Source organism: Bradyrhizobium tropiciagri (assembly GCF_018130545.1).
Taxonomy (GTDB): domain Bacteria; phylum Pseudomonadota; class Alphaproteobacteria; order Rhizobiales; family Xanthobacteraceae; genus Bradyrhizobium; species Bradyrhizobium tropiciagri_A.
The window spans coordinates 625,460-652,303 of sequence record NZ_JAFCKF010000002.1 but is presented as its reverse complement, the minus strand read 5'-3'; the positions used below and the strand labels follow the sequence as shown (position 1 = coordinate 652,303).

The following is a 26,844-nucleotide window of genomic DNA, read 5'->3' as shown; positions in this document are numbered from 1 at the left end:
GGCGAACAAAACTGGAACATTCCCGGCCGGGATGCTATATCTGATTATCGTGGATAACCGCGCGACGACGAAGGCGGCGAGCCGGCGCCGGCGTATAGGGTCATCCACGACGCCTGCAATGTAAGTGGCGAAGGTTGAGAGTGGCGGCCGATGTCCGGACGCCCGGTTTTTGAGTGGAGATGATGCGATGGCAGGAAGCGTGAACAAGGTGATCCTCGTGGGCAACCTCGGCAAGGATCCGGAAATCCGGCGGACCCAGGACGGCCGTCCGATCGCCAATCTGTCCATCGCCACCTCGGAAACCTGGCGCGACAAGGGCACCGGCGAGCGCAAGGAAAAGACCGAGTGGCACCGCGTCGTGATCTTCAACGAAGGCCTCTGCAAGGTCGCCGAGCAGTACCTGAAGAAGGGCGCCAAGGTGTACATCGAGGGTCAGTTGCAGACCCGCAAATGGACCGACCAGAGCGGCGTCGAGAAGTACTCGACCGAAGTCGTGCTGCAGGGCTTCAACTCCAACCTCACCATGCTCGACGGGCGGGGCGGTGGCGGCAGCAGCTTCTCTGATGATGGCGGCAGCGATTTCGGCTCGTCCGGTCCGGTCAGTTCGGCGCCGCGCCGCGCGGTCGCCGCCGGCGGCGGCAGCCGCACCAGCGACATGGACGACGACATCCCGTTCTGAGCGCGCGCTCTGGCATTACGTCGGTTGCCGTTCCGTGAAGATCATTTGCCGGAACGGCGGCTCGCTATGTCGCGATAACTTCCTCATGTGAATTATGAGGATAACTCTCTAACCACCTACAATATTTCATCCGGCTGATGACGGTCAGTGCGGTCTCTCCAGACTTTGACACAGGTCAATGTGAATGATATTTACATTGGCCTGCGGCTAGCGAGGCTTGGCCGCGAGGTCAATTCGAGGGCTGCCATCATGAGCCTCGCACCACTGCTCGACGCCGCGCCTGCGATCCCGCTCCATGCCTTTGCCGCGATGGCCGCGTTCGTGCTCGGCTCCATTCAGCTCGCCGCGCCCAAGGGCACGCTGCCGCACCGGACGCTGGGCTGGATCTGGGTGATCCTGATGCTCATCGTCGCCGGCAGCTCGTTCTGGATCCACCAGATCCGTCTGCTCGGGCCGTGGAGCCCGATCCACCTGCTGTCGATCTTCTCGCTGATCATGCTGGTGCTCGGCGTCACCGCCGCGCGGCGCCACAATGTCCGCAGCCACAGATACACGATGATCGGGATTTTCTTCGGCGCGCTGGTCATTGCCGGGCTGTTCACCTTCGTGCCCGGACGGATCATGCATGCGGTGGTTTTCGGTCATTGAATGCGGGCGTGAGGGCGTCGCGGAGGCCGGTTCCGTGAAGCGTCCGTCACCTTGCAATCGCGCTGCGAAGCAAAGCCGTTGCGAGCCTGCAATCTGGCCGGTAAGTGCATGAAAAAACGAAGGGAAAAACGGCTTGCGGGAGCCGTCGAAGGGTGGTTATCAGACCCCCGATGGGCTATATGATTCCCCAGTAAAACTGACCGGATTTCCCCTTTGTCCGAACCCGAAGATGACAAGCCCGGCGAGCCGCCGGTGCCCTCAGATATTCGTCCCGTTTCCATTCTCGACGAGATGAAGAAGTCCTACCTCGATTACGCCATGAGCGTGATCGTGTCGCGCGCGCTGCCCGATGCGCGCGACGGGCTCAAGCCGGTGCACCGGCGCATCCTCTATTCGATGCATGAGCAGGGACACACCCCGGACAAGAAATACGTCAAGTCGGCGCGCGTGGTCGGCGACGTGATCGGTAAATATCATCCGCACGGCGACCAGTCGATTTACGACGCGATGGTCCGCATGGCGCAGGATTTCTCGCTGCGGGTGCCGCTGATCGACGGCCAGGGCAATTTCGGTTCGATCGACGGCGATCCGCCGGCGGCCTATCGATACACCGAAGCGCGGCTGACCAAGGCGGCGCTCGCGGTTCTCGCCGACATCGACATGGAAACTGTCGATTTTCAGCCGAACTACGACAATTCGGAGCAGGAGCCGTCGGTTCTGCCGGCCCGGTTCCCGAACCTCCTGGTCAACGGCGCCGGCGGCATCGCCGTCGGCATGGCGACCAACATCCCGCCGCACAATCTCGGCGAGGTCGTCGACGCCTGCGTCGCGCTGATCGACAATCCGGCGCTCACGATCGACGAATTGATCGACATCATTCCCGGACCGGACTTCCCGACCGGCGGCGTCATCCTCGGCCGCCAGGGGATCCGCTCGGCCTATCATCTCGGCCGCGGCTCGATCGTGATGCGCGGCAAGGTCGCGATCGACACCATCCGCAAGGATCGCGAAGCGATCATCATCACGGAGATTCCGTATCAGGTTAACAAGGCCTCGATGGTCGAGCGCATCGCCGAACTGGTGAAAGAAAAGAAGATCGAGGGTATCGGCGATCTCCGCGACGAGTCCGACCGTGACGGCTATCGCGTCGTCATCGAGCTGAAGCGCGAAGCGGTGCCCGATGTGGTGCTCAACCAGCTATACCGGTTCACGCCGCTGCAGACCAACTTCCCCGCCAACATGCTGGCGCTGGATTCCGGCCGTCCGCAGACGATGAATCTGAAGGACCTGCTCAACATCTTCGTCGCGTTCCGCGAGCAGGTGGTGACACGGCGGACCAAGTTCCTGCTCGGCAAGGCGCGCGACCGCGCCCATATCCTGGTCGGCCTTGCGATCGCGGTCGCCAATATCGACGAGATGATCCGCGTCATTCGGACCTCACCCGATCCGAACACCGCGCGCGAGGCGCTGATGTCGCGCGACTGGCCGGCGCGCGACGTCGAGGCGATGATCACGCTGATCGACGATCCCCGCCATCGCATCAACGACGACGGCACGCTGCGGCTGTCGATGGAGCAGGCGAGGGCAATCCTCGATCTGCGGCTGCAACGCTTGACCGCACTGGGGCGCGACGAGATTTCCGAAGAGCTCGACAAGCTCGCGGCCGAGATCGCCGACTATCTCGACATCCTGCGGTCGCGCGCGCGCGTGCAGGACATCGTCAAGACCGAGCTCGCCGAGGTGAAGCAGCAGTTCGCCACCCCGCGCAAGACCGTGATCATCGAGCAGGAAGGCGAGGTCGAGGACGAGGACCTGATCCAGCGCGAGGACATGGTCGTCACCGTGTCGCATGCCGGCTACGTCAAGCGCGTTCCGCTGTCGACCTACCGGGCGCAGCGCCGCGGCGGCAAGGGCCGCGCCGGCATGCAGACCCGCGACGAGGATTTCGTCTCGCGGCTGTTCGTGGCCTCCACGCACACGCCGGTGCTGTTCTTCTCCTCGCGCGGCCAGGTCTACAAGGAGAAGGTCTGGCGGCTGCCGATGGCAGCACCGAACGCGCGCGGCAAGGCGCTGATCAACATCCTGCCGCTGGAGCAGGGCGAGCGCATCACCACGATCATGCCGCTGCCGGAGGATGAATCGTCCTGGGGCAATCTCGACGTGATGTTCGCCACAACAGGCGGCACCGTCCGTCGCAACAAGCTGTCCGACTTCGTCGACGTTCGCCGCTCCGGCATCATCGCCATGAAGCTCGGCGAGGGCGAGGCGATCGTCGACGTGCAGATCTGCACCGAGCATGACGATGTGCTGCTGACCGCCGCCGGCGGACAGTGCATCCGTTTCCCGGTCACCGATGTGCGCGTCTTCACCGGCCGCACCTCGATGGGCGTGCGCGGCATTGCGCTCGCCGAGGCCGACAGGCTGATCTCGCTGGCGATCCTGCGCCATGTCGAGACCACCTCGGACGAGCGCTCGGCCTATCTGAAGATGCGTCGCGCGGTGGCCGGCGAGACCACGGCCGAGGAGCCGGCAGATACCGAGGGCGAGGAGACGGCGAACGACGCGATCCAGCTGTCACAGGAGCGCTATGCCGAGCTATCGGCCGCCGAGCAGGTGGTGCTGACCGTCTCGGTCAACGGCTTCGGCAAGCGGACCTCGTCCTACGAGTACCGCACCACCGGCCGCGGCGGTAAGGGCATCGTCGCGATGAGCGTCAACAATCGCAACGGCAATCTGGTGGCGTCGTTCCCGGTCGAGGACGCCGACCAGATCATGCTGGTCACCGACAAGGGGCAGCTGATCCGCTGCCCGGTCGCCGACATCCGCGTCGCCGGCCGCTCGACCCAGGGCGTGATCGTGTTCGACACCGCCGAGGACGAGCACGTGGTCTCGGTCGAGCACATTCCGGAAGAGGAAAACGGCGAGAACGGCAACGGCGGCTAGAGCGTTTTCGAGCGAAGTGGCCACCGGTTCGCGTGAAGAAAACGCGTCAAAACGAGAATCTAGAGCCCCGTTCCGATTCCATCGGAACGGGGCTCTAGCGCCGCCGTTGCCGGGAATCCCGTGGCCCGGACGGAGCCCCGGGACGCCGACGGCTACTTTGCATGGGGTTGTTTTCGATGTTTTGGCCGTGCGCCCCCGCGGAGGCAGGCCATCTGCGATAGCCCTGCCTACAAGAACGCCTACGTTTCCCGCTCCAGCTCCATGGTGAGCTTCGGGAGCTCGTCCGGTTTCCCGATCTGCGCGTACCAGCACCAGAGCTCCAGCGTGCAGGCAAGCCGGTAGAGCGCGATCGTGGCCTCCCAGTCCGGCCGTTCGCGCGCGCCATGGCCTTCGAGCAATCCGTCGCGCTTCGGCGCGTCCTTTGGCGTGAAGTAGTACAGCGCCTTGGCCATATCCATCAGCGGATCGCCGGCGGTCGCATTCTCGAAATCGACAAGGCCGCAGAGCTGCGGGCGTCCTCCCCGGTTCACCAGCACGTTTCCGGCATGGAGATCGTAGTGGCAGAGGCGGGGCCTCTCGGCGGCGTCGAGCAGCTGCGCGCGGGCGGCAATGCTGTCCCGCAGCCGCGCGGCCAGTGCCGCGTCGCCACCGCGGGTGCAAAACTCGGTCAGCTTGCGATCGAACTGCGCGGACACGTAGGCGCGGTTGGTCGGGTGCGGTGTCCAGACCCCGTTCGGGCCGATATAGCCGAAGCTGTCGAGGGTGACCTCGTTGATCCTGCGCAACGCCGCGCCCATCTCGGCATAGATCGCAAACAGTTCCTCATCCGTCAGCGTCGGCTCGCGCTGACCGAGCACGATGCCGTCGAGCTTGCTCATCAAGACGAAGCTGAGGTCGACGACCGACCCTGTATCGTCGGCGAGCAGAATGCGGGGGATGGGGATATCGACGTCGCGCAACAGCCCGAGGACATGGACCTCCTTCGCCATCTTCCAGTGTAGCTGTTGCGGATAGACCTTGAGGATGCAGCCTGGTGCGTCCGCCAGCACGATCTCGAGGATCGTGCTGATCTCGCCGCCGCGCAGCTCGGTGACGTTCACGACGCGGGAGCCCGGCACGGCGCGATCGATGATCGCCTGCGCCTGGTCGATCGAGATCGCCAGCCGCGGCTTCAGCTCGAGAGGCGGATCGTCTGACATTCCCGGAATTCACCTGCAACCCGGATTACGCGGAGCCTGTCATCGGGCGCGCGTTCGCGCGCCCCGTTCGCTGCATCCGGGCTACGCAGACACTGCGGTCAGATCTCGATCTCGGTGCCGAACTCCACGACTTGACCGGTCGGCACGCCGAAGAACGCCGCCGACCGCTCGGCGTTGCGTTGCAGGAAGGCGAACAGCGATTCCCGCCATACCCACATGCCTGGAATGTCCTCGCTCGGGATGATGGTCTCGCGGCCGATGTAATAGGTCACGTCGGAGAGATCGATGCCGGGCAGCTTGGCCTGCCGGCAGGCGGTCTTCAGCCCCTCATAGATCGTCGGATACTGCATGAAGCCATAGTGCAGGATGATACGGGTGATACCCGGGCTGATCTCGATCACATCGGCGCGCTCTTCGTCCGAAATCCTCGGGCGCTCCTCGATCTGCACGGTGACCAACAGCACGCGCTGATGCAGCACGTGATTGTGCTTGACGAATTGGGTCAGTGCCAGCGGCACCCCGTTGGGGGCGGAGGCCAGGAATACGGCGGTGCCGGGCAGGCGGGCGCTGCATTTGTTGACTGCGGTCTCGATCAGATCCTCTTCCGGCTGACGCAGCTTGCTGCGCGCCTTCTCGACCAGCTTCACGCCGCTGCGCCAGGTCATCATCAGGAAGGCGACCGCGGCCGCGAGCAGCAGCGGGAACCAGCCGCCCTCGAACAGTTTCTCGGTGTTCGCCGCAAAGAAGATCACGTCGATGATGAAGAAGAAGCCGTTCACCGCGATCACCAGGATCGGCGAATAGCCCCACTGGATCGCGACGAGGGCGGCGAGCAGCGTGGTGATCGCCATCAACAGCGACACCGCGATGCCGTAGGCGCCGGCGAGTGCGTCCGAGGTGCCGAACGCCAGCACCGCGCCGAGCGTGCCGGCCGCGAGCAGCCAGTTCACCAGCGGCACATAGATCTGCCCGATCGCATCGCTGGTGGTGTGGCGGATATGCATGCGCGGCAGGAAGCCGAGCTGGATCGACTGCTGGGTCAGCGAGAACACGCCGGAGATGATCGCCTGCGAGGCGATCACGGTCGCAAGCGTCGCGAGCAGCACCAGCGGATAATGCGCCCAGTCGGGGGCGAGCTGGAAGAACGGGTTGTCGATCGAGTTCGGGTCGTTGATCAGTTCGCCGGCCTGGCCGAAATAGTTCAGCACCAAAGCGGGCAGGCAGACCGCGAACCAGGCGAGCCTGATCGGGAAGCGGCCGAAATGCCCCATATCGGCATACATCGCCTCACCGCCGGTGACGGCGAGGAAGGCGGCGCCGAGGATGGCGAAGCTGACGTGAAAATCCTGATGGATCAGGAAATCGAATGCATAGAACGGACTGATTGCGACCAGCACGCCGGGCGCCTTGACGATGCCGTGGATGCCGAGCGCGGCGAGCACGGCGAACCAGAACAGCATCACCGGGCCGAAGATCTTGCCGATGAAGCCGGTGCCCTGCTTCTGCATGATGAACAGGCCGATCAGGATGACGACGGTGAGCGGCACCACCGCGGGCGTCAGCGAGGGCGCGTCGACCTTGAGACCTTCGATCGCCGACAGCACAGAGATGGCCGGCGTGATCGCGCCGTCGCCATAGAGCAGGGCGGCGCCGATCAGTCCGACGACCAGGAGGTGGGCGCGCCAAGTGCCGGGCGCCGCGTTGCGGGCTGAGAGCAGCGCCAGCAGCGCGACGATGCCGCCTTCGCCGCGGTTGTCCGCGCGCAGGATCAGCATCGCGTATTTGACCGAGATGATCAGGATCAGCGCCCACAGGATCAGCGACACCACGCCGAGCACTGCGCTCGAGGTGAGCGGCCCGCCATGGGCGGCAGCCTTGGCGGCTTCCTTCAGGGCGTAGAGGGGACTTGTGCCGATGTCGCCATAGACGACACCTAACGCACCGAGCGTGACCGCAACCGGGATCGGGCTGGTTGGAGGGTGGCCAGAAGAAACGATGGCGGGCGTACTGGTCACGGCAATCCCCCGATGTCTTGCGCCCGCCGGATCATCCGACCGGGCGCCTTAGACGATAGTCTGCGACGGGACGTCGCAAATTACCATTGGGTTTTGCGTGACGGCCTGACCTTACGTCAGGCTTACGGCTGCTATGCAGCTCCAATCGCGCCGGAGCGGCAACTCTCCGAGGTATGACCTTGTCGCATTTCCTTCACGCGAACCGGTATCGACCTCGGTCGGAAACTTATTCTACGGGGTGCGGTCGGCGGTGACGAGGCGGGCTTCGCGGACCACCGTCTTGTTGCCGGCGCTGCGCAGGCAGGAGGCTTCGAAATTCGGCCAGGCCTGCTGCGAGCAGTCCTTGCCGACCGGGTGAATGTCGAGACGGTCAGCCTTGGCCAGTGGCTGCGGGGTGGAGGCTTCGACCTGCGGCGCAAAGCCCGGCAGCACGGTGAGCGCGGCGGCAATGAACGCGGCAACGGCGATAGCGGAAAGTGCCTTGATCATGACGGTCCCCATGTGATCGGGCCCCCCGGGCCCGTCGTTTCGTTGTCCAATGTCTACCGGCCGCAAGTTTCCTGGTGTCTTCGCCACCCCAGGAAATGGTTTCGTCGCGAGCCGGTTTTGTTTCGTCCGCCAACGGCCGACGAAACATTCACCCTCGTAGACGCTGGCATCCCAGAACTCGTTCACTGGACCAGGCGGAATTTATTTCGCGCGGTCGAGGGAACCCGGGCGGCTTGCCGGGGAGGGCCGGGCGGGTTAGGAGGGACCATGTCCCGTATCGCGATCTACCCCGGCTCCTTCGATCCCGTCACCAACGGCCATCTGGACGTGGTGAGACAGGCCGTCTTCCTCTGCGACCGCCTGATCGTCGCCATCGGCGTCCATCCCGGCAAGAAGCCGCTGTTCTCGACCGAGGAACGGCTGGCCATGGTCCATGAGGTGTTCGGCCCCATCGCCCAGAAGGCAGGCTGCGCCTTCGAGAGCGCGACGTACGACAACCTCACGGTCGCGGCGGCGCGTGCGGCCAAGGCCACGCTGATGATTCGCGGCCTGCGCGACGGCACCGATCTCGACTATGAGATGCAGCTGGCCGGCATGAATGAGGCAATGGCCCCCGAAGTGCATACCGTGTTCGTTCCGGCGTCGGTCGCGGTCCGCCCGATCACCGCCACACTGGTGCGCCAAATCGCCCAGATGGGCGGCGACTTCGCTGCATTCGTGCCGTCATCAGTCGCCGCTAGCCTGAAGGCCAAGTTCGCCGGCTGATCCCGGCCGCCTGCCACATCCCGAACGTCCAGAGATCCGGAGTTTCCATGATCCGCATTCTTGCATTCGTTGCCGCGCTGCTTTGCGTCGTGCCCGCGGTCGCGCAGCCGCTGCCCGCCGGTCTCGACAAGGCCAATGCGATCGTGATCGACAGCACCAAGGGCCGCATCGTCATCAAGCTGCGCACCGACATCGCGCCCCAGCATGCCGAGCGCATCAAGCAGCTGGCGCGCGAGGGTTTCTACAACAACGTGCCGTTCCACCGCGTGATGGACGGCTTCATGGCGCAGACCGGCGACGGCCAGAACTTCAACGGCACCGGCGGTTCGAAGTATCCGAACCTGAAGCAGGAATTCTCGCAGGTGCCGTTCAAGCGCGGCATCGTCGGCATGGCCCGGCGCGGCGACAGCGTCGACAGCGCCAATTCGCAATTCTTCATCATGTTCGCCGACGGACCGAGCCTCAACGGCCAGTACACCGTGATCGGCGAGGTGGTGTCGGGCATGGACGTGGTCGACAAGCTGAAGAAGGCATCTGCGGGTTCGCCCGGCGGCGCCGTCACCGATCCCGACAAGATGGTGAAGGTGCAGGTCGCATCCGACATCAAGTGATCCGAATGGCGGCGCGCAGCAAACCGCTTGCCTGGTTCGCCGCGCCGCTGATCTGCCTTGCGCTGGCCACGCCAGTACGGGCCGAGCCGGAACAACTCAATACGATCAGGGATGTGGTGCTTGCCATCCACCGTTGCTGGCGGCCGCCGCCGGCGGACAAGGCCGGTCCGATCGACATCACAGTCATTGTCAGCTTCAACCGCGAGGGTGCCATCCTCGGACATCCGAGGATCAGCTACGAATCGCAGGAGGCGACCGACAATGACCGGGTCGCATACCGGGTCGCGGTAATGGAGGCGTTGCAACGCTGCACGCCGATGCCATTTACCGAGAGCCTGGGCGGCGCAGTGGCTGGCCGCCCATTCGCGATCCCGTTCAGGAACAAGAAATATCCACCCCGAAGCCAGGAGAAGCGAGCATGGCTGCTACCGAAAATACTCTGATCCTCGAAACCACCCAGGGCCCGGTCACGATCGAGATGCGCCCGGATCTCGCGCCCGGTCACGTCGCGCGGATCAAGGAACTGGTGCGCGAGGGTTTCTATGACGGCATCGTGTTCCACCGCGTGATCGACGGCTTCATGGCGCAGACCGGCTGCCCGCAGGGCACCGGCATGGGCGGAAGCGGCAAGAAGCTGAAGGCCGAGTTCAACAAGGAGCCGCATGTCCGCGGCACCGCCTCGATGGCCCGCGCCACCAACCCGGATTCCGGCGATAGCCAGTTCTTCATCTGCTTCGACGACGCCTCCTTCCTCAACGGCCAGTACACGGTCTGGGGCAAGGTCACCGAGGGCATGGAGAACGTCGACAAGATCAAGCGCGGCGAGCCGGTGCAGAACCCGGACAAGATCGTCAAGGCGCGCATGGCCGCCGACGCGGCGTAAGTCAAACACTCCGTCATTCCGGGCGTCGCGAAAGCGACGAACCCGGAATGACAACGTTGTAGTCATCGCGCCATGCGCACCGATCTCTTCGACTTCGAACTGCCGCCCGAGAGCATCGCGCTACGCCCCGCGAGCCCGCGCGATTCCGCGCGGATGCTGGTGGTGCATCCGGACGGCGTGCTGCGCGATGCCACCATCGCGGACCTTCCGCATTGGCTGGAGCCGGGCGATCAGATCGTCGTCAACGACACCAAGGTGATCGCAGCTCAGCTCAAGGGGCGCCGGATCGGCCGCGAGACCGAGCCGAAGATCGAGGCGACCTTGATCAAGCGGCTCGACGGCTCGCGCTGGCAGGCGCTGGTCAAGCCGGCGAAGAAGCTCAGCCCCGGCGACACCATCCGTTTTGGCAACGAAGGCAAGGTCTGCCTGCTCGGCAATCTCGATGCAGAGGTCGAGGCCAAGGGGCAGGAGGGCGAAGTGACGTTGTCATTCTCGTTCCACGGCCCGGTGCTCGACCAGGCCATCGCCGACGTCGGCGCCACGCCGCTGCCGCCCTACATCGCCTCCAAGCGGACGCCTGACGATCACGACGTCAGCGACTACCAGACCATGTTCGCCACAAATGAAGGTGCGGTCGCCGCACCGACGGCGGGCCTGCATTTCACGCCGGCGCTGGAGGCCGCGCTGAAGAGCCGCGGCGTCGAACTGCACCGCCTGACGCTGCATGTCGGAGCCGGGACGTTCCTTCCGGTGAAGGTGGATGAAACCTCCGAGCACAAGATGCATGCCGAGTGGGGCTGCATCACCGCCGAGACCGCTTCATCCCTGAATGCCGCGCGGGCAAAGGGCGGCCGGATCATCGCGATCGGCACGACGTCGCTGCGGCTGCTGGAAAGCGCTGCCAATGCCGACGGCACCATCCAGCCGTTCGCGGCCGAAACCTCGATCTTCATCACGCCGGGCTATCGCTTCCGCGCGGTCGATATCCTGCTGACGAACTTCCATCTGCCGCGCTCGACACTGTTCATGCTGGTCTCGGCGTTCTCCGGCCTCGAGACCATGCAGAGCGCCTACGCACATGCGATCAGCAACGGCTATCGGTTCTATTCGTATGGCGATGCGTGTCTGCTGTTTCGGGCAGTCGGGTAGTTCAGCGAGCTCAACTCCATCACCGTCACCACCGCGCAACGGCTTTGCCGTTGTCGCTGGAGGTGGCCGCTTCTTCAGCGGCCTCGAAGGGCGACGGCCCGACTGGGGCCGTGCATCCTTCGAGGCTCGCCCAGCGGCGCAAGTGCGCCGCAAGGCTCGCACCTCAGGACGACGGATTTAACAACGACGTCATTCCCTCACGCCATCGCGCGTTCCGGCAGCAGCTCGGCGATCTGCACCGCATTCAGCGCGGCGCCCTTGAGCAGCTGATCGGCCGCGACGAACATCGAGATCGAGTGGCCGGAGGGATCGCTGAGATCCTTGCGGATACGGCCGACCAGCACGTCGTCCTGGCCGGAGGCGTCGATCGGCATCGGGAAGTAGTTCTTGACGCGATCGTCGACGATCTTGACGCCCGGCGCCTGGGCCATGATCGCGCGGACCTGGTCCTCGGTGATCGGCTTCTCGCATTCGAAGGTGATGGCCTCGCAATGCGCGCGCAGCACCGGCACCCGGACGCAGGTGACGCCGATCGCGATCTTCTCGTCCTCGAAGATCTTGCGGGTCTCCTTGATGACCTTGGTCTCTTCGTCGTTGTAACCGGTCTCCGGATCGACCGCCGTGTTGTGGTTGAACAGGTTGAAGGCGTAGGGGTGCGGCATCACCTTCGGGGTGTAGACCTGTCCGTTGAGATTGGCGCGGGTCGATTCGACGAGCTCGTCCATCGCGGCGGCGCCAGCGCCGCTCGCGGCCTGGTAGGTCGAGATGATCACGCGCTTGATGCGGTTCTTCTGATGGATCGGCCACAGCGGCACCAGCGCGGTGATGGCGGCGCAGTTCGGGTTGGCGATGATGCCCTTGTGATCGCGGATGCGTCGGGCGTTGATCTCCGGGATCACCAGCGGCACGTTCGGATCCATCCGGAAGGCCGAGGAATTGTCGACCACGACGGCGCCGGACTTCACCGCGAGCGGCGCGAACTTCTTCGAGATGCCGCCGCCCGCCGAGAACAGCGCGATGTCGACGCCCTCGAAGGCACGCTCGTTGAGCTCCTCGATCACGATTGGTTGGCCGCGGAAGCCGATGGTCTTGCCGGCCGAGCGGGCGCTCGCAAGCGCCTTCAGCTTGCCGACGCGGAAGCCGCGCTTGTCCATGGTGGCGATGAATTCGGCGCCGACTGCGCCGGTGACGCCGACAATCGCGACGACAGGATCGTTACTCACTTTGTCCTCCATTTCAGTCTCGGTTGAGCATGATCTGATCGGAAAACCGGTTCCCACTTTTCCGGATCATGCTGGTGTGCTGCAGACAACAAAAAAGCCCCGGACCTTCATCAGGCGGGGCTTCGGGTAGAGATGATGCGGAACGACCGACTACGCGCGCACGCCTCCCGAGGCCCCAGAGGGCTTGGTGGTTTTGGTGGTGCGTTTGGTCGCGGTGATCATGGTGCGGACTTATGCGGGAGAGATCGGCGTCCGTCAACGGCTTTTGGGCGAAAATCTGGCAACGCCCGCGGCACCTCAGCGCCGGCGCGCGCCCGGCGGCTCGAGGATGACCTCTTTCAGATCGTTGCCGGCGAGCACGACGATGACGAAATTGAGCTTGCCGCGCTCGCGCATCAGGCCGCCCGAGATCGCCTTGCCCGAGGTGGTGTGTTCGGCGACGCGCACCGCATCTGCGAGGCGGTGCCGGAGCGCCCTAAGCACCACGAGGTTGTCGCGGTCTTCGGCGCCGAGCGACGTCAGCGGCGAGGCCGCCTCGCCACCGACCACTTCGCCGGTTGCGGCGTCGATGGCGTGCCGCCAGATGCGGTCCCGCTGCATGGTCTTGACCCGGTAGACCGCGGGAAACGATGCACCATCGAAGCTGATATCGGCGGTGATCGAGCCGGAATGCAGCGCCTCCGCAATCGCCATCGCCTTGCGCAGCGAGATCTGGGCCGCCTGGAAGCTGTCGAGCTCGCGGCGAACCGCGTGCACGTCGAGCCCGCTGTCGCTGTCCTGCGGGGTGAGGGCGGCGGCCGCCGAACTCGTGATCGCGTGGGCCGGCGCCGCCAGGGGCAGGGCCAGCAGCGCGGTGGCAAGCAGTCGCGTTCCGAATGCCCAAGGCCTGAATGCCCAAAGCCCGGATGCCCAAGGCAGCAGTACGCGCAATCGTCCTGTCCTCATCGTCAAACCTGTATCGAACTTATGCTCGCGCGTTGCCCGCGCTTCGGGTCGGCCTCTTGGGCCGGGAAAATGCGGCCGACCCTTGTTAGTCAAAGGCCGGCCGCCGAACGTTCAGACGAAGCGATGGCGGCAGCTCCGTCGTCGACGATCGAAGTTTACAAGGCGGCGCAAAACCCATTGGGGGGCTGATCCGGGTCCGGCGTCTCTTTGCAACTAAACAATACGGTTTCGTTCTGTTTATTCAAGCTTCATCACGGCAACGTGTAAGACGCGGAAACGATCCTATAAATCTTGTCAGCGGGCTGGCCGACGGCGCGCCTTCGCGGCTTCCTTGGCCGCCTCGCGCAGCCGGTCCTTTGGCCCGACGGCGCCGGCGAGGAACAGCCGGATCGACACCTCCATCCGCGTCTCGGCGGCTTTCATGTCGATCGGAATCCCGAACGTTGCCATTCGATGGGTGTGGCCGACCACCATGTTGAGGAAAGTCTCGGCGGCGATCGTGGTGTCTTCGAGGTCGAGGGCACCCTTGTCGACCAGATGGTCGAAGAAATCCGCCGTCGTGGACACGGCCTTCGACCAGCCCTCGTCGACCGCGAGCTTGGCGACTTCCGGGAAATTGATCGCCTGCGCAGTCAGGATCCGGCTGAAGGCGATGGAATCGGCGCTGCAATTCAGCACCAGCAACTGGCGGCCGAGATCGATCAGCCGTTCCTCAACCAAGCCGTCGCAGTTGCCGTCGCCGTGCATTTCGGCCGCCGCGGCGGCGAGCGGGGCGAGCCAGCGGGCGATTTCGCGCCGGAGGACCGCGGCGAACAGACCGCGCTTGTCGCCATACTGCCCATACACCGTGGGCTTGCTGACGCGGGCGGCCTCGGCCACCGCGTCGATCGACGTCGCCTCGAAGCCGCGCTCGAGGAACAGGCGCGTGGCGACCTCGATCAGCCGCTGATCACGCTCGATCGCAGCGTCCCGGGTCGGCCGGCCGCCGCGTGACTTGATCACGCCGCGCTTGGCCGGCTGTTTGGCCCCCTTGGCCTTGGTTGCCGTCAATCCCATTGCCCATTCATCTCGTTGTGCGTCGGACGGGTCGCTCCGGTCTATAACCCGCGCGGTGCGGATTCGTCCATTCGGCGGTACCGGGGGCGGGCCGGTCAGGGCGGCGTCGCGGTCCAGGCCTGGCCTGCGCGGGCCTTCTCGTAGCCGTACTGATAGAGCGCACGCATGTAGCCGGTGTCGAAGCCCTGGGTTTCCGGTGCCGGGTAATCGCGCTCGATATAGGACAGATGGAAGCCCAGCCGGTTGCGCCGGGCGAAATCATAGGTCGACAGGATCACGGAGCGGGTTTGCGCCTGGGTGATCGCGGAAATGCTGCGCGAGGCGACGTCGATCGTCGAGTTCGATACGAGCTCGAAATTGCCCTCGAGCTTCTTGTTGACGAGGATGTAGATGTTCATACGGCCATTGGCGGGCCAGCTGCGTTCGCGGAACATCAGCGCGTCGGGCAGCGTCAGCACCGGCGCGGTGACGCCGCCATCGACATGCATCTCCTGGAAGCGGCGGCCCTGGCCCTCGGCGTCGATCATGATAGGCGGAAACACCAGCGGGATCGAGGCGGAGGCGGCCATCACGTCACGAAACAGCTGCAAGGCTTCCGGCGTTCCGACCGCAGCGATCCGCCCCATGTCCCAGATCACGGTGCGCTGGGTGTCGAGATCGGTGGTGACGATCAGGAGCTTGCGCCCCTTGGCGTTCTCACGCGCCACCTCGCTCAGGATGTCCTGGTCGACGTAACGCGCCACCAGCTCGCGCAGCCTTTTGTTGCCGAACAGGCCGGAGCCGAACAGCACCCGCATCAGGCTCGGGTCCTGCAACAGGGTTTCCGCGATGCCTGAGGTATAGACGTCCTTCAGTGTGTCGTCGTAACGCGGGCCGAGGAATGCAAAGGGCGCAATCAGGCCGCCGGTGCTGACGCCGGACACGACCGAGAAGGTGGGTCGGTTGCCGGCCGCGGTCCAGCCGTTGAGGACACCGACGCCATAGGCGCCGTCGGCGCCACCGCCGGAGAGGGCGAGATAGGTCCTGATCGGGGCGATGTTGTCCTTCTCGAGCTTGAATTTGGACGCCGGCTCGTCGGCATAGCGGCGCAGCCCGTCGAGATCGAGCACCCGCGAGTTGGCGGCGTCGGCGGCCGTGTACGGCGTGCGCGGTATCGAGCTGCACGCCGCCAGCGCGGCGGCGAGCCCGCACAGCAGGGCGATTTGCCGGATCACGCGCGCGGCTGTCATCCGATGGCGGATGCCGTCAGGCCGGGCGCTGGAGGGTGAGGACATCTCGGTCAGTGAGGTTTCGGGCGGGATTGCTGTCGCAGCGGGACGGTCCGCCGCCTTATTGTTGACATAAAACGATACGGTGTCGTTTTGTTTAACGGAGGCGCGGTTCCAGAGCAAGCTTCCGTTTGGCTGTGCGCGTTCACGAAGTCGCGCGGAAGCCGTTACCCGACAGGTTGATTGGGCGTCAGTGACACGCAATAAGCAGCCGCATGACGCTTCCCAATCATTTCGAGCTCTTGGCAACCGACGGTGCCGCCCGTACCGGCCGCCTGACCACGCCGCATGGCCCTGTGCGCACGCCCGCCTTCATGCCGGTCGGCACCGCAGGCGCGATGAAGGGCATGCATTGGCGCGAGGTGCGCGACGCCGGCGCCGATATCGTGCTCGGCAACACCTATCATTTGATGCTGCGGCCGGGCGCCGAACGCATTGCCTCCCTTGGCGGCCTGCAGCGCTTCACCGGCTGGGGCGGCCCGATGCTGACTGACTCGGGCGGCTTCCAGGTGATGTCGCTCTCCGAGCTGCGCAAGGTGACCGAGAAGGCCGTGACCTTCCGCTCGCATATCGACGGTGCCAAGGTCGAACTGTCGCCGGAGCGATCGATCGAGGTGCAGCGGCTGCTCGGCTCCGACATCGCGATGCAGATGGACGAATGCGTGCGGCTGCCGGCGGAGCGCACCGACATCGAGCGCGCGATGCAGCTCTCGCTGCGCTGGGCCGAACGCTCCAAGCGCGCCTTCGCGAGCGCGCCTGACGGCTACATGCTGTTCGGCATCGTGCAGGGCGGCGATATTCCTGACCTCCGTCACGCCAGCGCGCGCGGGCTAACCAACATTGGCTTTCACGGTTACGCGATCGGGGGGCTCGCAGTCGGCGAGCCGCAGGCGGTGATGCTGTCGATGATCGAGGAGACCGCACCAGCGCTGCCGGCGGATCGGCCGCGCTATCTGATGGGCGTCGGCACGCCGGAGGACATTCTCGAGGCGGTGGCGCGCGGCGTCGACATGTTCGATTGTGTGATGCCGACACGGAACGGGCGCCACGGCATGGCGTTCACCCGGTTCGGCCAGATCAATTTGCGCAACGCCCGGCACATCGACGATCCGCGTCCGCTCGATGAAGAGAGCTCGTGGCCGGCTGCACGCGACTATTCACGCGCTTATCTGCATCACCTGGTGCGCGCCGGCGAAACACTTGGGGCAATGCTGCTGTCCGAAATCAACGTCGCCTATTACCAGCAGCTGATGCAGGGCATTCGCGACGCGGTGGCCAACGGCACGTTCGAGGATTTCCGAACGAAAACGCGCGCCGGTTGGGCGCGCGGGGACATCGCTCCGAGATGAGCTTGATCAGTTGCACACGATGGGGATCGGTTTCACCGAGTGCTTGGTGACGAACCCGTAACCGCAGGTGTCGCAGGTCCAGAGATAGCTGATCAAATTGTCGAAAAGGTATGCGGACGCTTCGGCCGCTACCATCGAGTCCGCACACACCGGACAGGTCGGCAAGTGGCTGCCGCGCGGATCGGGCCGAGACGCTGTGGTCGACAGAACTTCAGCAAGTGCCGGCATTTTGCGCCTCCCTTTGCGTTCTGAGCTGCACCTGTCGAAAGTCTATATAGACCCATTTGTTTGACCTTGTCGCAACACAAATGCGTAGCTTTTACGTTATTTGTGCGGGTTCTGATTTTGCGATGCAACGAATTGGCGCTGCGTGGGTTTCTCACTTGCGCGTTATGATGCGCTGCTTCTAATGAGAGAAGACCGCATATTTCCAGCATATCCCGCGACAAGGAGCCGCTTGATGGACGCGCCGTCGACAACGAGTGCAGTGCAACCCGGACGCGGACGCGTCTTTGACTCCATCGTCGATGCGATCGGTTCGACGCCGATCGTGCGGTTGCGCAGACTGCCGCAGGCGGCTGGCGTCAACGCGACGATCCTTGCCAAGCTGGAATACTTCAACCCGGCGGCCAGCGTGAAGGACCGCATCGGTGCGGCGATGATCGTGGCGATGGAGAAGGCCGGCATCATCAATGCCGACACCGTGCTGATTGAACCGACCTCGGGCAACACCGGCATCGCGCTGGCCTATGTCGCCGCGTCGCGCGGCTACCGGCTCAAGCTCGTGATGCCGGAATCGATGTCGATCGAGCGGCGGCGGATGCTGGCGTTCCTCGGTGCCGAGATCGTGCTGACGCCGGCCGCGCAGGGCATGAAGGGCTCGATCGCGACCGCGGAAGAACTGGTGCGCACGACGCCCAACGCAGTCATGCCGCAGCAGTTCAAGAACCTCGCCAATCCCGAAATCCATCGCCGCACCACCGCCGAGGAGATCTGGAACGACACCGGCGGCAACATCGACTATTTCGTCGCCGGCGTCGGCACCGGCGGCACCATCACTGGCGTCGGCCAGGTGCTGAAGCCGCGCAAGCCGTCGCTGCGGGTTGTCGCGGTGGAGCCGGAGGAAAGCCCGGTGCTGTCCGGCGGCCAGCACACGCCGCACAAGATCCAGGGCATCGGCGCAGGCTTTGTCCCTGACATCCTCGACCGCTCGGTGATCGACGAGATCGTCAAGGTCAACAGCGCAACCGCGATCGAGACCTCGCGCGCGCTGGCGCGCAACGAAGGAATCCCCGGCGGTATCTCCTCGGGCGCGGCGATCGCGGCCGCCTTGCAGATCGGCAAGCGGCCGGAAGCTGCGGGCAAGACCATTCTGGCGATTGTGCCGTCATTCTCGGAGCGCTATCTCTCGACAGTGTTGTTTGAAGGAATTTGAGCCACAGGAATCCCAGACATGGCCGACCAGCCGAGACGACCGCGAACCCTGAACGATGCCCGCAGCGAGGCCGAGGCGGCGTTCAAGCGCGCCACCACCAAGGTCGCGGAGGCGGCGCCAAAGACGGTAGCCGTCCCCGGCGTCCGCGAGCAGGTCACGCTGCGGATCGATCAGGACGTGCTGGAATACTTCCAGGGAGGCGGCCCGGGCTGGCAGGACCGCATCAACGCGGCGCTGCGTAAGGCCGCCGGGAAGTAACGCTTCCAGCGCAAAGGAGCCCGGGATGATCCCCGGGCTCTTTGCTGTGATCGGGCAGCGGCGTGACGCGCGTTCACTTCGCCCGTACCGGCGCCTTTCTGCCTGGCGACAGGTTCAAGAGGTTGCCGGCCAGGATCATCGCTGCGCCAAGCACCGTGTAGGCGTCGAGCCGCTCGGAATAGATCAGCCATCCGACGATCGCCGTCAGCGGCACCCGGATGAAATCCATCGGGATCACCACGGTCGCGTCGGCGTGGAGCAGCGCGCGCGCCATGCAATAGTGCGAGAAGGTGCCGCAGAACGCGATCACGGCGAGCCAGCCCCAGGTCGAGAGCGGCGGCCAGGTCCAGACATAGAGCGCGGGCCCGATGCTGGCGAGCGACTGCACCACCAGCATCCAGAACATGATGGTCAGCGTCTGCTCGGTCCGCGTCAGCGACTTGACCACGGTGACCGAGATGCCGAAGCCGACGGCTGCGGCGAGCGCGATCAGCTGGCCCGGATTGATCGCGCCGGTCGGCCGCACGATGACGAACACGCCGACCAGCCCCAGCACGATCGCGACGACCTTCCAGGACGTCATGCGTTCGCCAAGAAAGCTCGCTGCAAGGATCGCGGTCCAGATCGGCATCGTGAACTCGATCGCCACCACCTGGCCGAGCGGGATCAATGTCAGCGCAAAGAACCAGCCGAGCTGGGCGCAGAAATGGATCAGGTTGCGCGCGATGTGGACGTGCACGCGCGCAGTCTTCACGATCGCAAGCCCGCCGTTCATATGGATCAGCGGATACAGCATCGCGAAGCCGAGCACACCGCGCACGGCCATCAGCTGGAAGACGTTGACATCGCGCGTCGCCTCGCGGCCGGCCACCGCCACGATCAGCATCAGCGCGAGCCAGCCGGACATCCACAGAGCGGCGCGAGTCTTTGAGGGTGTGCGATCCATGACGGAAATGAGGTGAGGAGGGATTCCCGGTATCGGCGAGCTGCCGCGAATTTGCAACGCGCAATTCCGCCGACTGGTGGTGCGCCGCCTGCGCGATCTCTGCTAAGCAGGTCGGGAATAATCACATCAGGAGGATCTGCTCATGCGTGTCTTGCAACCGGCCGAATGGTCGAAACCCCGCGGTTTCTCGCACGGTGTCGCGTTCGACGCACCAGGCCAATGGATCGTGCTCGCCGGGCAGACCGGCGGCGACGAGAAGGGCGATTACGCCCCCGACATGGCCGCTCAGGTCGGCACCGCGCTGAAGCGCATCATCACGCTGTTGAACGAGGCCGGCGCCGGCCCGGAGCATATCGTCCGCCTGACCTGGTACCTGACCAGCCGCAGCGAATACGAAGCCGCGGGCGCCGGCATCGGCGCGGCGTGGAAGGAGACGCTCGGGCGCAATTTCCCGCCGTCCACGCTGCTCTATATCGACGGGCTGGTCGATCAGCGCGCCAAGGTCGAGATCGAGGTCACGGCATTCATTCCCGCAGCATAGGACATTCGGCGATGAACAAAAGCAACATGCGAAAGGCGCCTGAACTTCTGACGGGGTTCGCGACCGGCTGGCCGGAGCAACAGCCGGATATCATCGTGATCTCGATGACGACGGACAAAGGCGTGCACGACTTTGCAGTCACCAAGGAGCAGGCGCTATTGATCGCCCGCACCATCCAGCAGACCGCCGAGAATCTTGGCAAGCCGCGCACGGCATAGTGAGCGTATGGCCAACAAAAGACGCCCCTCGAGACTTAGGTCTCGGGGGGCGTTGTTGTTTGAAGGCCGGTTACTTCGTCAGCGTGATGTTGGCGCCGCGGAACTGGCTGTCAGCCCTGATGGTGACGGACTGCTTGTTACCGGCGGTGCGCATCGCGATGTCGGCGTTGAATCCGGGAGCGCTGGCAATGACCTGGAAGTTGCCGCCGCCGCCGCGACCGCGCAGGTCGCCGCTGACATTGCGGCTGGACTCGCTCCAGGAGCCGCTGACCGCGCTGCCTTCAGCCTGTACGTCGGCCGCCAGGTTGAACTTGTAGGCGTCGCTGGCGCAGGTGAGGCCCATGGTCATCCTCGGTCCGCCGACGTGATAGGTCGCACGGCAACGAATCCGTTCGCTGGATCCGTCGTCCAGGGTCACCGTGCCGGCGCCCGACCAGGTGCCTGCCATACCGGCGAAAGGGCCGGACTGCGCATGGCCCGCAGTGCTCGCGAGTGCGGTCATGAAAAACGCGGCGGCTGCAATTGCTGGCCGCCGCGCGATGGCGAAGAAACGCGATACGCTGGTGATCTTACTGACGGGATGCTTCCCATCGGCCGCTGCACGGTACGCCAGCTGATGCCCCATTCCACTTCCCCGATCCGGAGTTGCCACTGAGTTGTCCGTTCGCATATGCACCATTGATCGAGACCCGCACAAGTCCCCCGCTGCCGACGGTGCCGGAGATCGCCGCACCCTGTGCCGAGATCTTTCCTTCGGCCACGGTCACGGTCGAGCTCTGCGACGGCTCGCAGCTTCCGGTCTTGGTGACGACAGTGACGCTCCAAAGGCCGTCATAAGGCTGCTGGGCGGACGCGGGAGCAGCGGTGAGGGCGGCAGCCGAAGCGACCGATGTGACCAAAATCAGGTCGCGGATGCGGATCGAACGCATGAATCAAATCCCTGTAATTTCGTGTGATGACGCGGCTTATCCTGTCACAATGTGTTCAAAATTTGCTGCGTCGCGGGAACCCCCGAATGTTCCTGTGAACTCAAACACATCATGTTGAATCCGGTTCCGGCCCCGGAACGAAAAATTCGTGTCTGCACGTTTCCTTTATTGGTATTTTGATACCTAATCTCGGACTAGTGCTTGCCGGGGCTCAGATTGGGCGCCTTGGTCGCGAATTGCTCATCCTGCGGTTTGGCCGGCAGCGTGCCGTTGACCTTGCCGTAGTCGATGACCTCACCGAGCAGACGCAAACCGAGCGGCGCCAGCGCGCGCTCCCACAGGTCGCGGGCGCTCTCGCCTTTCTTGACGAAGACCCAGTCCTGCGCGGCGATCGCGCCGGCGTCCATGCGGTCGGCGAGGTGATAGATGCTGCCGCCGGCGATCGGATCGCCTTCCTTGATGGTCCATTCCACTGCTGCGATGCCGCGGTGACGCGGCAACAGCGACGGGTGGTATCCGATGCCGCCAAGCTTGGCCACGGCAAGCGCCTCCTTGCTGACGCGAGCGTGGCTGTGGGCGGTGACGATCAGGTCGGTGCCGGGCGCGATCTCGGCGGCGGTCACCAGCTTGGGATCGGCCTGGACCACGACCTCGATACCAACAGCCCGGGCCGCCGTCGCCAGCCGGTCTTCGCCGTCATGGACGACCACCCTGACCAGCGTGACGTGGTGCTCGCGCAGCATGTTCAGGGTCGTCACGCCGAAATGGCGGGAACCGACGAGGGTAATGCGCATGGGATCAATTCCGTGGGGGTTACTTTGGACCTATCGAGGGCTGCCGTTATGCCGATAGCACACAGCGGCCGCCGGTTTTGCTGTCCTGCCCGTTATCAACAGGCCGGCCGGCTGGCAATGTCAGGCCGCCGGCAGCTTGCTCGCCAGAACCTTGTCGATGCGCCGGCCGTCGAGATCGACGATCTCGAAATCCCAGCCCTGCGCGGTGGTTTTCGCGCCGGTATCGGGGATCGCGCCGAACGCATGTAGCAGGAAGCCGGCGGCGGTCTGATAGGGCCGCGGCGAGGGCAGGGTGATGCCGAGCAGCTCGCTGAACTCCAGCGCCGGCATCCAGCCTGAAATCAAATAGGAGCCGTCGGCGCGCCTGACATAGGCCGGCTCGGCCGGGCCCTGCTCGGTGTGGAAGGCGCCGACGATCGCCTCGAGGATGTCGGCGCTGGTGACGACGCCCTGGAACGTGCCGTATTCGTCATGCACGAGGCCGATATGCACGGCGGAGTCGCGCAGGATCGCGACCACGTCGCGGGCGTCGACGGTCTCCGGGATGATCGGCGCGTCGCGCGTCAGCGCGCGGATGTCAGGCGTCTGGCCGGCGAGGTAGACGTCGAGCACGTCCTTGGCCTGCACGATGCCGAGCGCATGGTCGCGGTTGCCGTCGAACACCACGCAGCGCGAGTGATTGCTCTTCTGCAGCGTCGACAGGATCTCGGGCGCGGGAGCTGCGAGGTCGATCAGGCTGACCTCGTGGCGCGGCGTCATCACGGCGCCGACCGGCAGGTCGCCAAGCCGCATCACGCCGGCAATCATCTCCTTTTCGCCGGGCTCGAGCACGCCGGCGTTCTCGGCCTCCACCACCAGCGTCTTGATCTCATCCTCGCTGACGCGGTCTTGCGCATCCTCGCGATGGCCGAGCAGCCACAGCAACGACTTGCCGGAGCGGTCGAGCAGCCACACCACCGGCAGCGACAGTTTCGCCATCACCGTCATCGCCGGTGCGGCCCGCACCGCGATCGCCTCGGGATCGCGCAGCGCGATCTGCTTCGGCACCAGTTCGCCGATAATCAACGAGGCGTAGGTGATGACGCCGACGACAAGGGCGACACCGGCAGCGTCGGCGACGTTGGCCGGCACTCCAAGCTCGAACAGCCATTGCGAGAGCCGCTGGCCGAGCGTGGCGCCCGAGAAGGCGCCCGACAGCACGCCGATCAGCGTGATGCCGATCTGCACCGTGGAGAGGAACTTGCCGGGATCGGACGCCAGCGCCAGCGCGCGGCGCGACCCGCTGACGCCGCGTTCGACCAGCGCCGCGAGGCGCGCCGGACGCGAGGAGACGATCGCGAGCTCCGACATCGACAACAGACCGTTGACGACGATCAAGACCGCCACGATCGCAAGTTCCAGATATAACACGGGAGTCCCCAAAGGCTTCGGCGGCGTTGGCCGCCCGACGATGCCCAATATAGGCATGCCGGAGCAATTTTGCTCTGCCTCGTCGCGCCTCCCTGCACAAGCAGAGGGTGCGTATGGCGCGCATGCAGCAGGAGATCGCGGCATTTTGGCGCGCTGGCAGACGGACGAACGCTAGACGAGGATCCGGAGTTCCGGCCTGGTGAACGTTCTGCCCGACGGCAAGGGCTCGCTCAGCCGTTTGGACGCAGCCTGCAGCTGCACGCGCAAATCGGCGTTGCATTGCTTCATCTGGTTGCGCAGTTCGCGGCGGGAGAAGGCGGTGAGCGAGGGGTCCGCAAGCTGCTGCCAGGCGTTGCGGAGCCATTCCTGCAGTTCACGAATATTCTGATCCAAACCGTCGGGCTGGGTCATGCCGCCAAATCCCACGAAGCGATCAGTTGCAAAGTAACGCTGATTCTCCTCGCTTCACCTAGCGCTATGTTGCGCGGGCGCGTTCATGGCGGGGGAGATCGGATGCGAACAGGCGCGCCGCGGCGCGCGTCAGCGCAGGTTGCGGGGGCCGCTGCGGAGCAAGTCCAGCGCGACCGGCAGCGCGAGAAACAACGCGGCAGTCATCGAGAGATCGCGCGTCTGGTTGGCGGTCAGGCCGAGATCATATTGGGCGAGATAGGCCAGCATGATCGCCGTGTAGGCGGCCACGCAGATCGCGACGGCGATGCCCGCGAAATCGGTCTTGCTGTCGGTCTCGGAGTCCATGGCGGCACCACTGCGTTACGGGAGTGGTGTAGCGTGGCTCGCCTTCACCGACTATGAGCTCGATCACGGGGGATCGCGGCGTCGACTCGACGCCGACCTGGCGATCAAGCGCAGGAAGCGTCGCGGCTAGACCCAGCTTCGGCAATCTGCCTAGCGAGGCGGGCTGCCGCCTTGCGGCTGGCTTTCACGCGGGAGCTTGATCGGGACGTGGGGCGAGGTGCTCACCACACGCGGGCTTCCGTCGGAATGAGTCTGGCCGTTCAGCAATGTCTCAAGAACCAAAAAGAATTTTTCAGCAAGCATGGGCGTAGCCCTCGTCGTCTAATTTCCTTGTGTCGCGGCGCTCCGCGGAAAATTCGATCAACAAAATGCGAGTCGCACCGGCATGGCGATGCTGCGGCGCAGGGTCCTCAATACGCAATCCGGAAGATTACCGGTGCCTGGGCCGTCAACGCACCAAGGCTGCGCGCGAAATAGTTGCCAAGTTCCTAACGATTACCCGCGCTGCACGTGATGGCGCTCACCGTTCCTTCAAGGATGCACGTTAACGATAGGGGTATGGATCGTGACCACGACCTCGACGAGGGATTTGGATCGGCGCTGCGCCGCAGTTACGGCCGGCTGGCCTGGTGGATCGTGCGGCTGAACCGCGTGTTCGAGCCGTCTCGCGCGTCCGAGCCGTCGCGGACCGAGGTGCCGCCACGTCGCGCCGTTCCGCCCCGGCGGCCCGTCCCGCCGCGCCCCGAATAACCCTCACCAGAATACCATCGTCTGCTGTATCGGCGGTTCGGCCGGGCTGCTATTCATGCGCCATCCGCGGACCCCACGGTCCGCCGTTTTTGACGATGCGGCCGTGCGGCCGCGCAAGCTGCGAGGGACGGATACAATGATCGAGACGGTTGGCATTATCGGCGCCGGGACCATGGGCAACGGCATCGCGCAGATCTGCGCGGCGGCCGGGCTCGGCGTCACCATGGTGGATATTTCCGACGCGGCGGTGCAGCGCGGTCTGAAGACGGTCGGGAGCAGTCTAGATCGCCTCGTGTCCAAGGAGAAGATGACCGCAGCCGATCGCGATGCGACGCTCGCGCGGATCGACGCGACCACCGACAAGGGCAAGCTTGCCGCCTGCGATCTCGTCATCGAAGCCGCGACCGAGAACGAGGAGCTCAAGATCAAGATCCTGAGGGATCTCTGCGCCGGGCTGAAGCCGAGCGCGCTGGTCGCGACCAACACCTCGTCGATCTCGATCACCCGCCTGGCGGCCTCGACCGATCGTCCCGACCGCTTCATCGGCATGCACTTCTTCAATCCGGTGCCGGTGATGGCGCTGCTCGAATTGATCCGCGGCTTGCAGACCTCCGACGACACCGTCGCCAAGGCCGAGGCTTTCGCCAAGCGCGTCGGCAAGGTCGCGATCACCGCGAAGAACAGCCCGGGCTTTGCGGTCAACCGCATCCTGTGCCCGATGATCAATGAGGCGATCTTCGCGCTGCAGGAAGGCATCGCGACCGCGGAGGAGATCGATGCCGGCATGAAGCTCGGCTGCAACCATCCGATCGGCCCGCTCGCGCTCGCCGACCTGATCGGGCTCGACACCATGCTGTCGGTGATGGAGGTGTTCTACACCGGCTTCAACGATCCCAAGTACCGGCCGGCGCCGCTCTTGAAGGAGATGGTCGATGCCGGCCATCTCGGCCGCAAGACCGGGCAGGGGTTCTACAGCTACAGCAAGTGATTTCTGCGCGGGCTCGACCCCGTAGTCATCCGGGATGGATCGCGCCGACGAGCTCGCGTAACCACAACACCTGATCCGCCACTGAGGCGGGGGACATCAGACACGAGGCCCGGGCTCCTAGGCACACCGGGCCTCGTGTTTTTTGTATGCCCCAAACCCATTCAGGGCACGTCTCGCGTCCAAGGCGCGCCGTCACGCGCGGGTCACAGCTTCTTGAGCCGGCGGGCGAAAACCTCGCAGATTTGGCCTGCGTACCTACATCAACGGCTGGGTGCCGATTGAGAAGGAAGCAGGATCATGCGCAGCACGAATTGGGCGCCTCTCGCGTTCGCCGCGCTCGGGACGAGCTGGATTGTCGGCGCCGCACAGCCGGCGGCGGCTGACCCTTACGACTATCCCTGGTGCATCCAGGGCAAGGAGGAGGGATATCCTGGCTACTGCGGCTACCAGACCTACCAACAGTGCCAGGCGTCGGCGTCAGGCCGCGCTGCCAGCTGCGGGATCAATCCGCGGGTTGCGTTCAGCCAGCAGCGAGGTGCGCCGCGGGCGTACCGCTGAGCGGGCGAGGCCGGCGGCCATCGGGCGGACAGGCACGAT

The 26,844-nt window shown here is 64.7% G+C and carries 31 protein-coding genes; 16 read left to right on the top strand and 15 right to left on the bottom strand.

Annotated features, from left to right (window positions below; translation table 11 throughout):
* Nucleotides 1-187 precede the first annotated feature (187 nt).
* The 3 genes from JQ616_RS09680 to gyrA all read left to right on the top strand — a co-directional run bounded on the left by JQ616_RS09680 (nucleotide 188) and on the right by gyrA (nucleotide 4,270).
* Complete coding sequence (locus tag JQ616_RS09680; protein WP_212013937.1) at nucleotides 188-679, top strand: single-stranded DNA-binding protein; 492 nt, start codon at nucleotides 188-190, stop codon at nucleotides 677-679.
* Nucleotides 680-928: 249 nt separating this feature from the next.
* Nucleotides 929-1,327, top strand: coding sequence for a DUF2306 domain-containing protein (locus JQ616_RS09675; protein ID WP_212013936.1), 399 nt, complete (start codon nucleotides 929-931; stop codon nucleotides 1,325-1,327).
* 213 nt (nucleotides 1,328-1,540) lie between these two features.
* Nucleotides 1,541-4,270, top strand: a complete 2,730-nt coding sequence (gene gyrA, locus JQ616_RS09670; protein WP_212013935.1) for a DNA gyrase subunit A — start codon at nucleotides 1,541-1,543, stop codon at nucleotides 4,268-4,270.
* Nucleotides 4,271-4,509: 239 nt separating this feature from the next.
* Here the strand turns inward: gyrA and JQ616_RS09665 are convergent, their stop codons facing one another.
* The 3 genes from JQ616_RS09665 to JQ616_RS09655 all read right to left on the bottom strand — a co-directional run bounded on the left by JQ616_RS09665 (nucleotide 4,510) and on the right by JQ616_RS09655 (nucleotide 7,973).
* Nucleotides 4,510-5,469 carry a phosphotransferase family protein gene (locus JQ616_RS09665; protein WP_212013934.1) on the bottom strand — a complete coding sequence of 320 codons (960 nt, stop codon included), beginning with the start codon at nucleotides 5,467-5,469 and terminating at the stop codon, nucleotides 4,510-4,512.
* Between the two features lie 98 nt (nucleotides 5,470-5,567).
* On the bottom strand, nucleotides 5,568-7,466 hold the full coding sequence (locus JQ616_RS09660) for a KUP/HAK/KT family potassium transporter (RefSeq protein WP_212014792.1): 1,899 nt from the start codon (nucleotides 7,464-7,466) through the stop codon (nucleotides 5,568-5,570).
* A 249-nt stretch (nucleotides 7,467-7,715) separates the two neighbouring features.
* The gene (locus JQ616_RS09655; RefSeq protein WP_050630591.1) at nucleotides 7,716-7,973 is read right to left on the bottom strand and encodes a hypothetical protein; all 258 of its coding nucleotides are present in this window, start codon (nucleotides 7,971-7,973) and stop codon (nucleotides 7,716-7,718) included.
* 267 nt (nucleotides 7,974-8,240) lie between these two features.
* On the opposite strand from JQ616_RS09655, the gene coaD reads away from it, so the two are divergent.
* From coaD to queA, 5 genes are all read left to right on the top strand, one after another.
* On the top strand, nucleotides 8,241-8,738 hold the full coding sequence (gene coaD, locus JQ616_RS09650) for a pantetheine-phosphate adenylyltransferase (RefSeq protein ID WP_212013933.1): 498 nt from the start codon (nucleotides 8,241-8,243) through the stop codon (nucleotides 8,736-8,738).
* A 47-nt stretch (nucleotides 8,739-8,785) separates the two neighbouring features.
* On the top strand, nucleotides 8,786-9,349 hold the full coding sequence (locus tag JQ616_RS09645) for a peptidylprolyl isomerase (protein WP_212013932.1): 564 nt from the start codon (nucleotides 8,786-8,788) through the stop codon (nucleotides 9,347-9,349).
* Between the two features lie 5 nt (nucleotides 9,350-9,354).
* Complete coding sequence (locus JQ616_RS09640) at nucleotides 9,355-9,792, top strand: hypothetical protein (protein WP_212013931.1); 438 nt, start codon at nucleotides 9,355-9,357, stop codon at nucleotides 9,790-9,792.
* On the top strand, nucleotides 9,768-10,232 hold the full coding sequence (locus tag JQ616_RS09635; RefSeq protein ID WP_212013930.1) for a peptidylprolyl isomerase: 465 nt from the start codon (nucleotides 9,768-9,770) through the stop codon (nucleotides 10,230-10,232). The genes JQ616_RS09640 and JQ616_RS09635 overlap by 25 nt, the downstream gene beginning before the upstream one ends.
* Nucleotides 10,233-10,304: 72 nt before the next feature.
* Nucleotides 10,305-11,381 (top strand): tRNA preQ1(34) S-adenosylmethionine ribosyltransferase-isomerase QueA, encoded by a 1,077-nt coding sequence (gene queA / locus JQ616_RS09630; RefSeq protein WP_212013929.1) that lies wholly within the window; start codon nucleotides 10,305-10,307, stop codon nucleotides 11,379-11,381.
* Nucleotides 11,382-11,578: 197 nt separating this feature from the next.
* Here queA and JQ616_RS09625 read toward each other — a convergent pair whose 3' ends face one another.
* The 4 genes from JQ616_RS09625 to JQ616_RS09610 form a co-directional block, all read right to left on the bottom strand.
* Nucleotides 11,579-12,616, bottom strand: a complete 1,038-nt coding sequence (locus tag JQ616_RS09625; protein ID WP_212013927.1) for an aspartate-semialdehyde dehydrogenase — start codon at nucleotides 12,614-12,616, stop codon at nucleotides 11,579-11,581.
* A 285-nt stretch (nucleotides 12,617-12,901) separates the two neighbouring features.
* Nucleotides 12,902-13,525 carry a PepSY domain-containing protein gene (locus tag JQ616_RS09620; protein ID WP_249136679.1) on the bottom strand — a complete coding sequence of 208 codons (624 nt, stop codon included), beginning with the start codon at nucleotides 13,523-13,525 and terminating at the stop codon, nucleotides 12,902-12,904.
* Between the two features lie 318 nt (nucleotides 13,526-13,843).
* On the bottom strand, nucleotides 13,844-14,605 hold the full coding sequence (locus JQ616_RS09615) for a TetR/AcrR family transcriptional regulator (RefSeq protein ID WP_212013925.1): 762 nt from the start codon (nucleotides 14,603-14,605) through the stop codon (nucleotides 13,844-13,846).
* A gap of 95 nt (nucleotides 14,606-14,700) precedes the next feature.
* Entirely contained in the window at nucleotides 14,701-15,834 is a 1,134-nt protein-coding gene (locus JQ616_RS09610; RefSeq protein ID WP_212014788.1) for a patatin-like phospholipase family protein, read from the bottom strand.
* Nucleotides 15,835-16,088: 254 nt separating this feature from the next.
* Between JQ616_RS09610 and tgt the strand changes: the two genes are divergently transcribed.
* Nucleotides 16,089-17,222, top strand: a complete 1,134-nt coding sequence (tgt, locus tag JQ616_RS09605) for a tRNA guanosine(34) transglycosylase Tgt (RefSeq protein ID WP_212013923.1) — start codon at nucleotides 16,089-16,091, stop codon at nucleotides 17,220-17,222.
* A gap of 6 nt (nucleotides 17,223-17,228) precedes the next feature.
* Here tgt and JQ616_RS09600 read toward each other — a convergent pair whose 3' ends face one another.
* Nucleotides 17,229-17,450, bottom strand: coding sequence for a hypothetical protein (locus tag JQ616_RS09600; protein WP_212013922.1), 222 nt, complete (start codon nucleotides 17,448-17,450; stop codon nucleotides 17,229-17,231).
* A gap of 232 nt (nucleotides 17,451-17,682) precedes the next feature.
* Here JQ616_RS09600 and cysK point away from each other — a divergent pair, with 232 nt between their 5' ends.
* A complete protein-coding gene (cysK, locus tag JQ616_RS09595; RefSeq protein ID WP_212013921.1) occupies nucleotides 17,683-18,657 on the top strand; it encodes a cysteine synthase A in 975 nt (324 codons plus the stop codon).
* Nucleotides 18,658-18,675: 18 nt separating this feature from the next.
* On the top strand, nucleotides 18,676-18,915 hold the full coding sequence (locus tag JQ616_RS09590) for a BrnA antitoxin family protein (protein WP_212013920.1): 240 nt from the start codon (nucleotides 18,676-18,678) through the stop codon (nucleotides 18,913-18,915).
* A 73-nt stretch (nucleotides 18,916-18,988) separates the two neighbouring features.
* Here the strand turns inward: JQ616_RS09590 and JQ616_RS09585 are convergent, their stop codons facing one another.
* Nucleotides 18,989-19,861 carry a DMT family transporter gene (locus tag JQ616_RS09585; protein WP_212013919.1) on the bottom strand — a complete coding sequence of 291 codons (873 nt, stop codon included), beginning with the start codon at nucleotides 19,859-19,861 and terminating at the stop codon, nucleotides 18,989-18,991.
* A gap of 142 nt (nucleotides 19,862-20,003) precedes the next feature.
* Here JQ616_RS09585 and JQ616_RS09580 point away from each other — a divergent pair, with 142 nt between their 5' ends.
* Both JQ616_RS09580 and JQ616_RS09575 read left to right on the top strand, forming a co-directional pair.
* Nucleotides 20,004-20,402, top strand: coding sequence for a RidA family protein (locus JQ616_RS09580; protein WP_212013918.1), 399 nt, complete (start codon nucleotides 20,004-20,006; stop codon nucleotides 20,400-20,402).
* An 11-nt stretch (nucleotides 20,403-20,413) separates the two neighbouring features.
* A complete protein-coding gene (locus JQ616_RS09575; protein WP_249136603.1) occupies nucleotides 20,414-20,620 on the top strand; it encodes a hypothetical protein in 207 nt (68 codons plus the stop codon).
* Nucleotides 20,621-20,690: 70 nt separating this feature from the next.
* Here the strand turns inward: JQ616_RS09575 and JQ616_RS09570 are convergent, their stop codons facing one another.
* The 6 genes from JQ616_RS09570 to JQ616_RS09545 all read right to left on the bottom strand — a co-directional run bounded on the left by JQ616_RS09570 (nucleotide 20,691) and on the right by JQ616_RS09545 (nucleotide 24,509).
* Nucleotides 20,691-21,245, bottom strand: a complete 555-nt coding sequence (locus tag JQ616_RS09570; protein ID WP_212013917.1) for a hypothetical protein — start codon at nucleotides 21,243-21,245, stop codon at nucleotides 20,691-20,693.
* Complete coding sequence (locus JQ616_RS09565) at nucleotides 21,190-21,549, bottom strand: hypothetical protein (protein WP_249136601.1); 360 nt, start codon at nucleotides 21,547-21,549, stop codon at nucleotides 21,190-21,192. Before JQ616_RS09565 ends, JQ616_RS09570 begins: the two co-directional genes overlap by 56 nt.
* A 194-nt stretch (nucleotides 21,550-21,743) precedes the next feature.
* Complete coding sequence (locus JQ616_RS09560) at nucleotides 21,744-22,343, bottom strand: formyltransferase family protein (RefSeq protein WP_212013916.1); 600 nt, start codon at nucleotides 22,341-22,343, stop codon at nucleotides 21,744-21,746.
* A 120-nt stretch (nucleotides 22,344-22,463) separates the two neighbouring features.
* The gene (locus JQ616_RS09555) at nucleotides 22,464-23,753 is read right to left on the bottom strand and encodes a hemolysin family protein (protein ID WP_212013914.1); all 1,290 of its coding nucleotides are present in this window, start codon (nucleotides 23,751-23,753) and stop codon (nucleotides 22,464-22,466) included.
* A gap of 171 nt (nucleotides 23,754-23,924) precedes the next feature.
* Nucleotides 23,925-24,164, bottom strand: a complete 240-nt coding sequence (locus JQ616_RS09550) for a hypothetical protein (protein ID WP_212013913.1) — start codon at nucleotides 24,162-24,164, stop codon at nucleotides 23,925-23,927.
* A gap of 129 nt (nucleotides 24,165-24,293) precedes the next feature.
* Nucleotides 24,294-24,509, bottom strand: a complete 216-nt coding sequence (locus JQ616_RS09545) for a hypothetical protein (RefSeq protein WP_212013912.1) — start codon at nucleotides 24,507-24,509, stop codon at nucleotides 24,294-24,296.
* Between the two features lie 558 nt (nucleotides 24,510-25,067).
* Between JQ616_RS09545 and JQ616_RS09540 the strand changes: the two genes are divergently transcribed.
* The 3 genes from JQ616_RS09540 (at nucleotide 25,068) to JQ616_RS09530 (ending at nucleotide 26,805) form a co-directional block, all read left to right on the top strand.
* Complete coding sequence (locus tag JQ616_RS09540; protein WP_212013911.1) at nucleotides 25,068-25,259, top strand: hypothetical protein; 192 nt, start codon at nucleotides 25,068-25,070, stop codon at nucleotides 25,257-25,259.
* Between the two features lie 136 nt (nucleotides 25,260-25,395).
* Nucleotides 25,396-26,247, top strand: coding sequence for a 3-hydroxybutyryl-CoA dehydrogenase (locus JQ616_RS09535; protein WP_249136599.1), 852 nt, complete (start codon nucleotides 25,396-25,398; stop codon nucleotides 26,245-26,247).
* A gap of 297 nt (nucleotides 26,248-26,544) precedes the next feature.
* Nucleotides 26,545-26,805 (top strand): DUF3551 domain-containing protein, encoded by a 261-nt coding sequence (locus tag JQ616_RS09530; RefSeq protein WP_212013909.1) that lies wholly within the window; start codon nucleotides 26,545-26,547, stop codon nucleotides 26,803-26,805.
* Nucleotides 26,806-26,844: the final 39 nt, after the last annotated feature.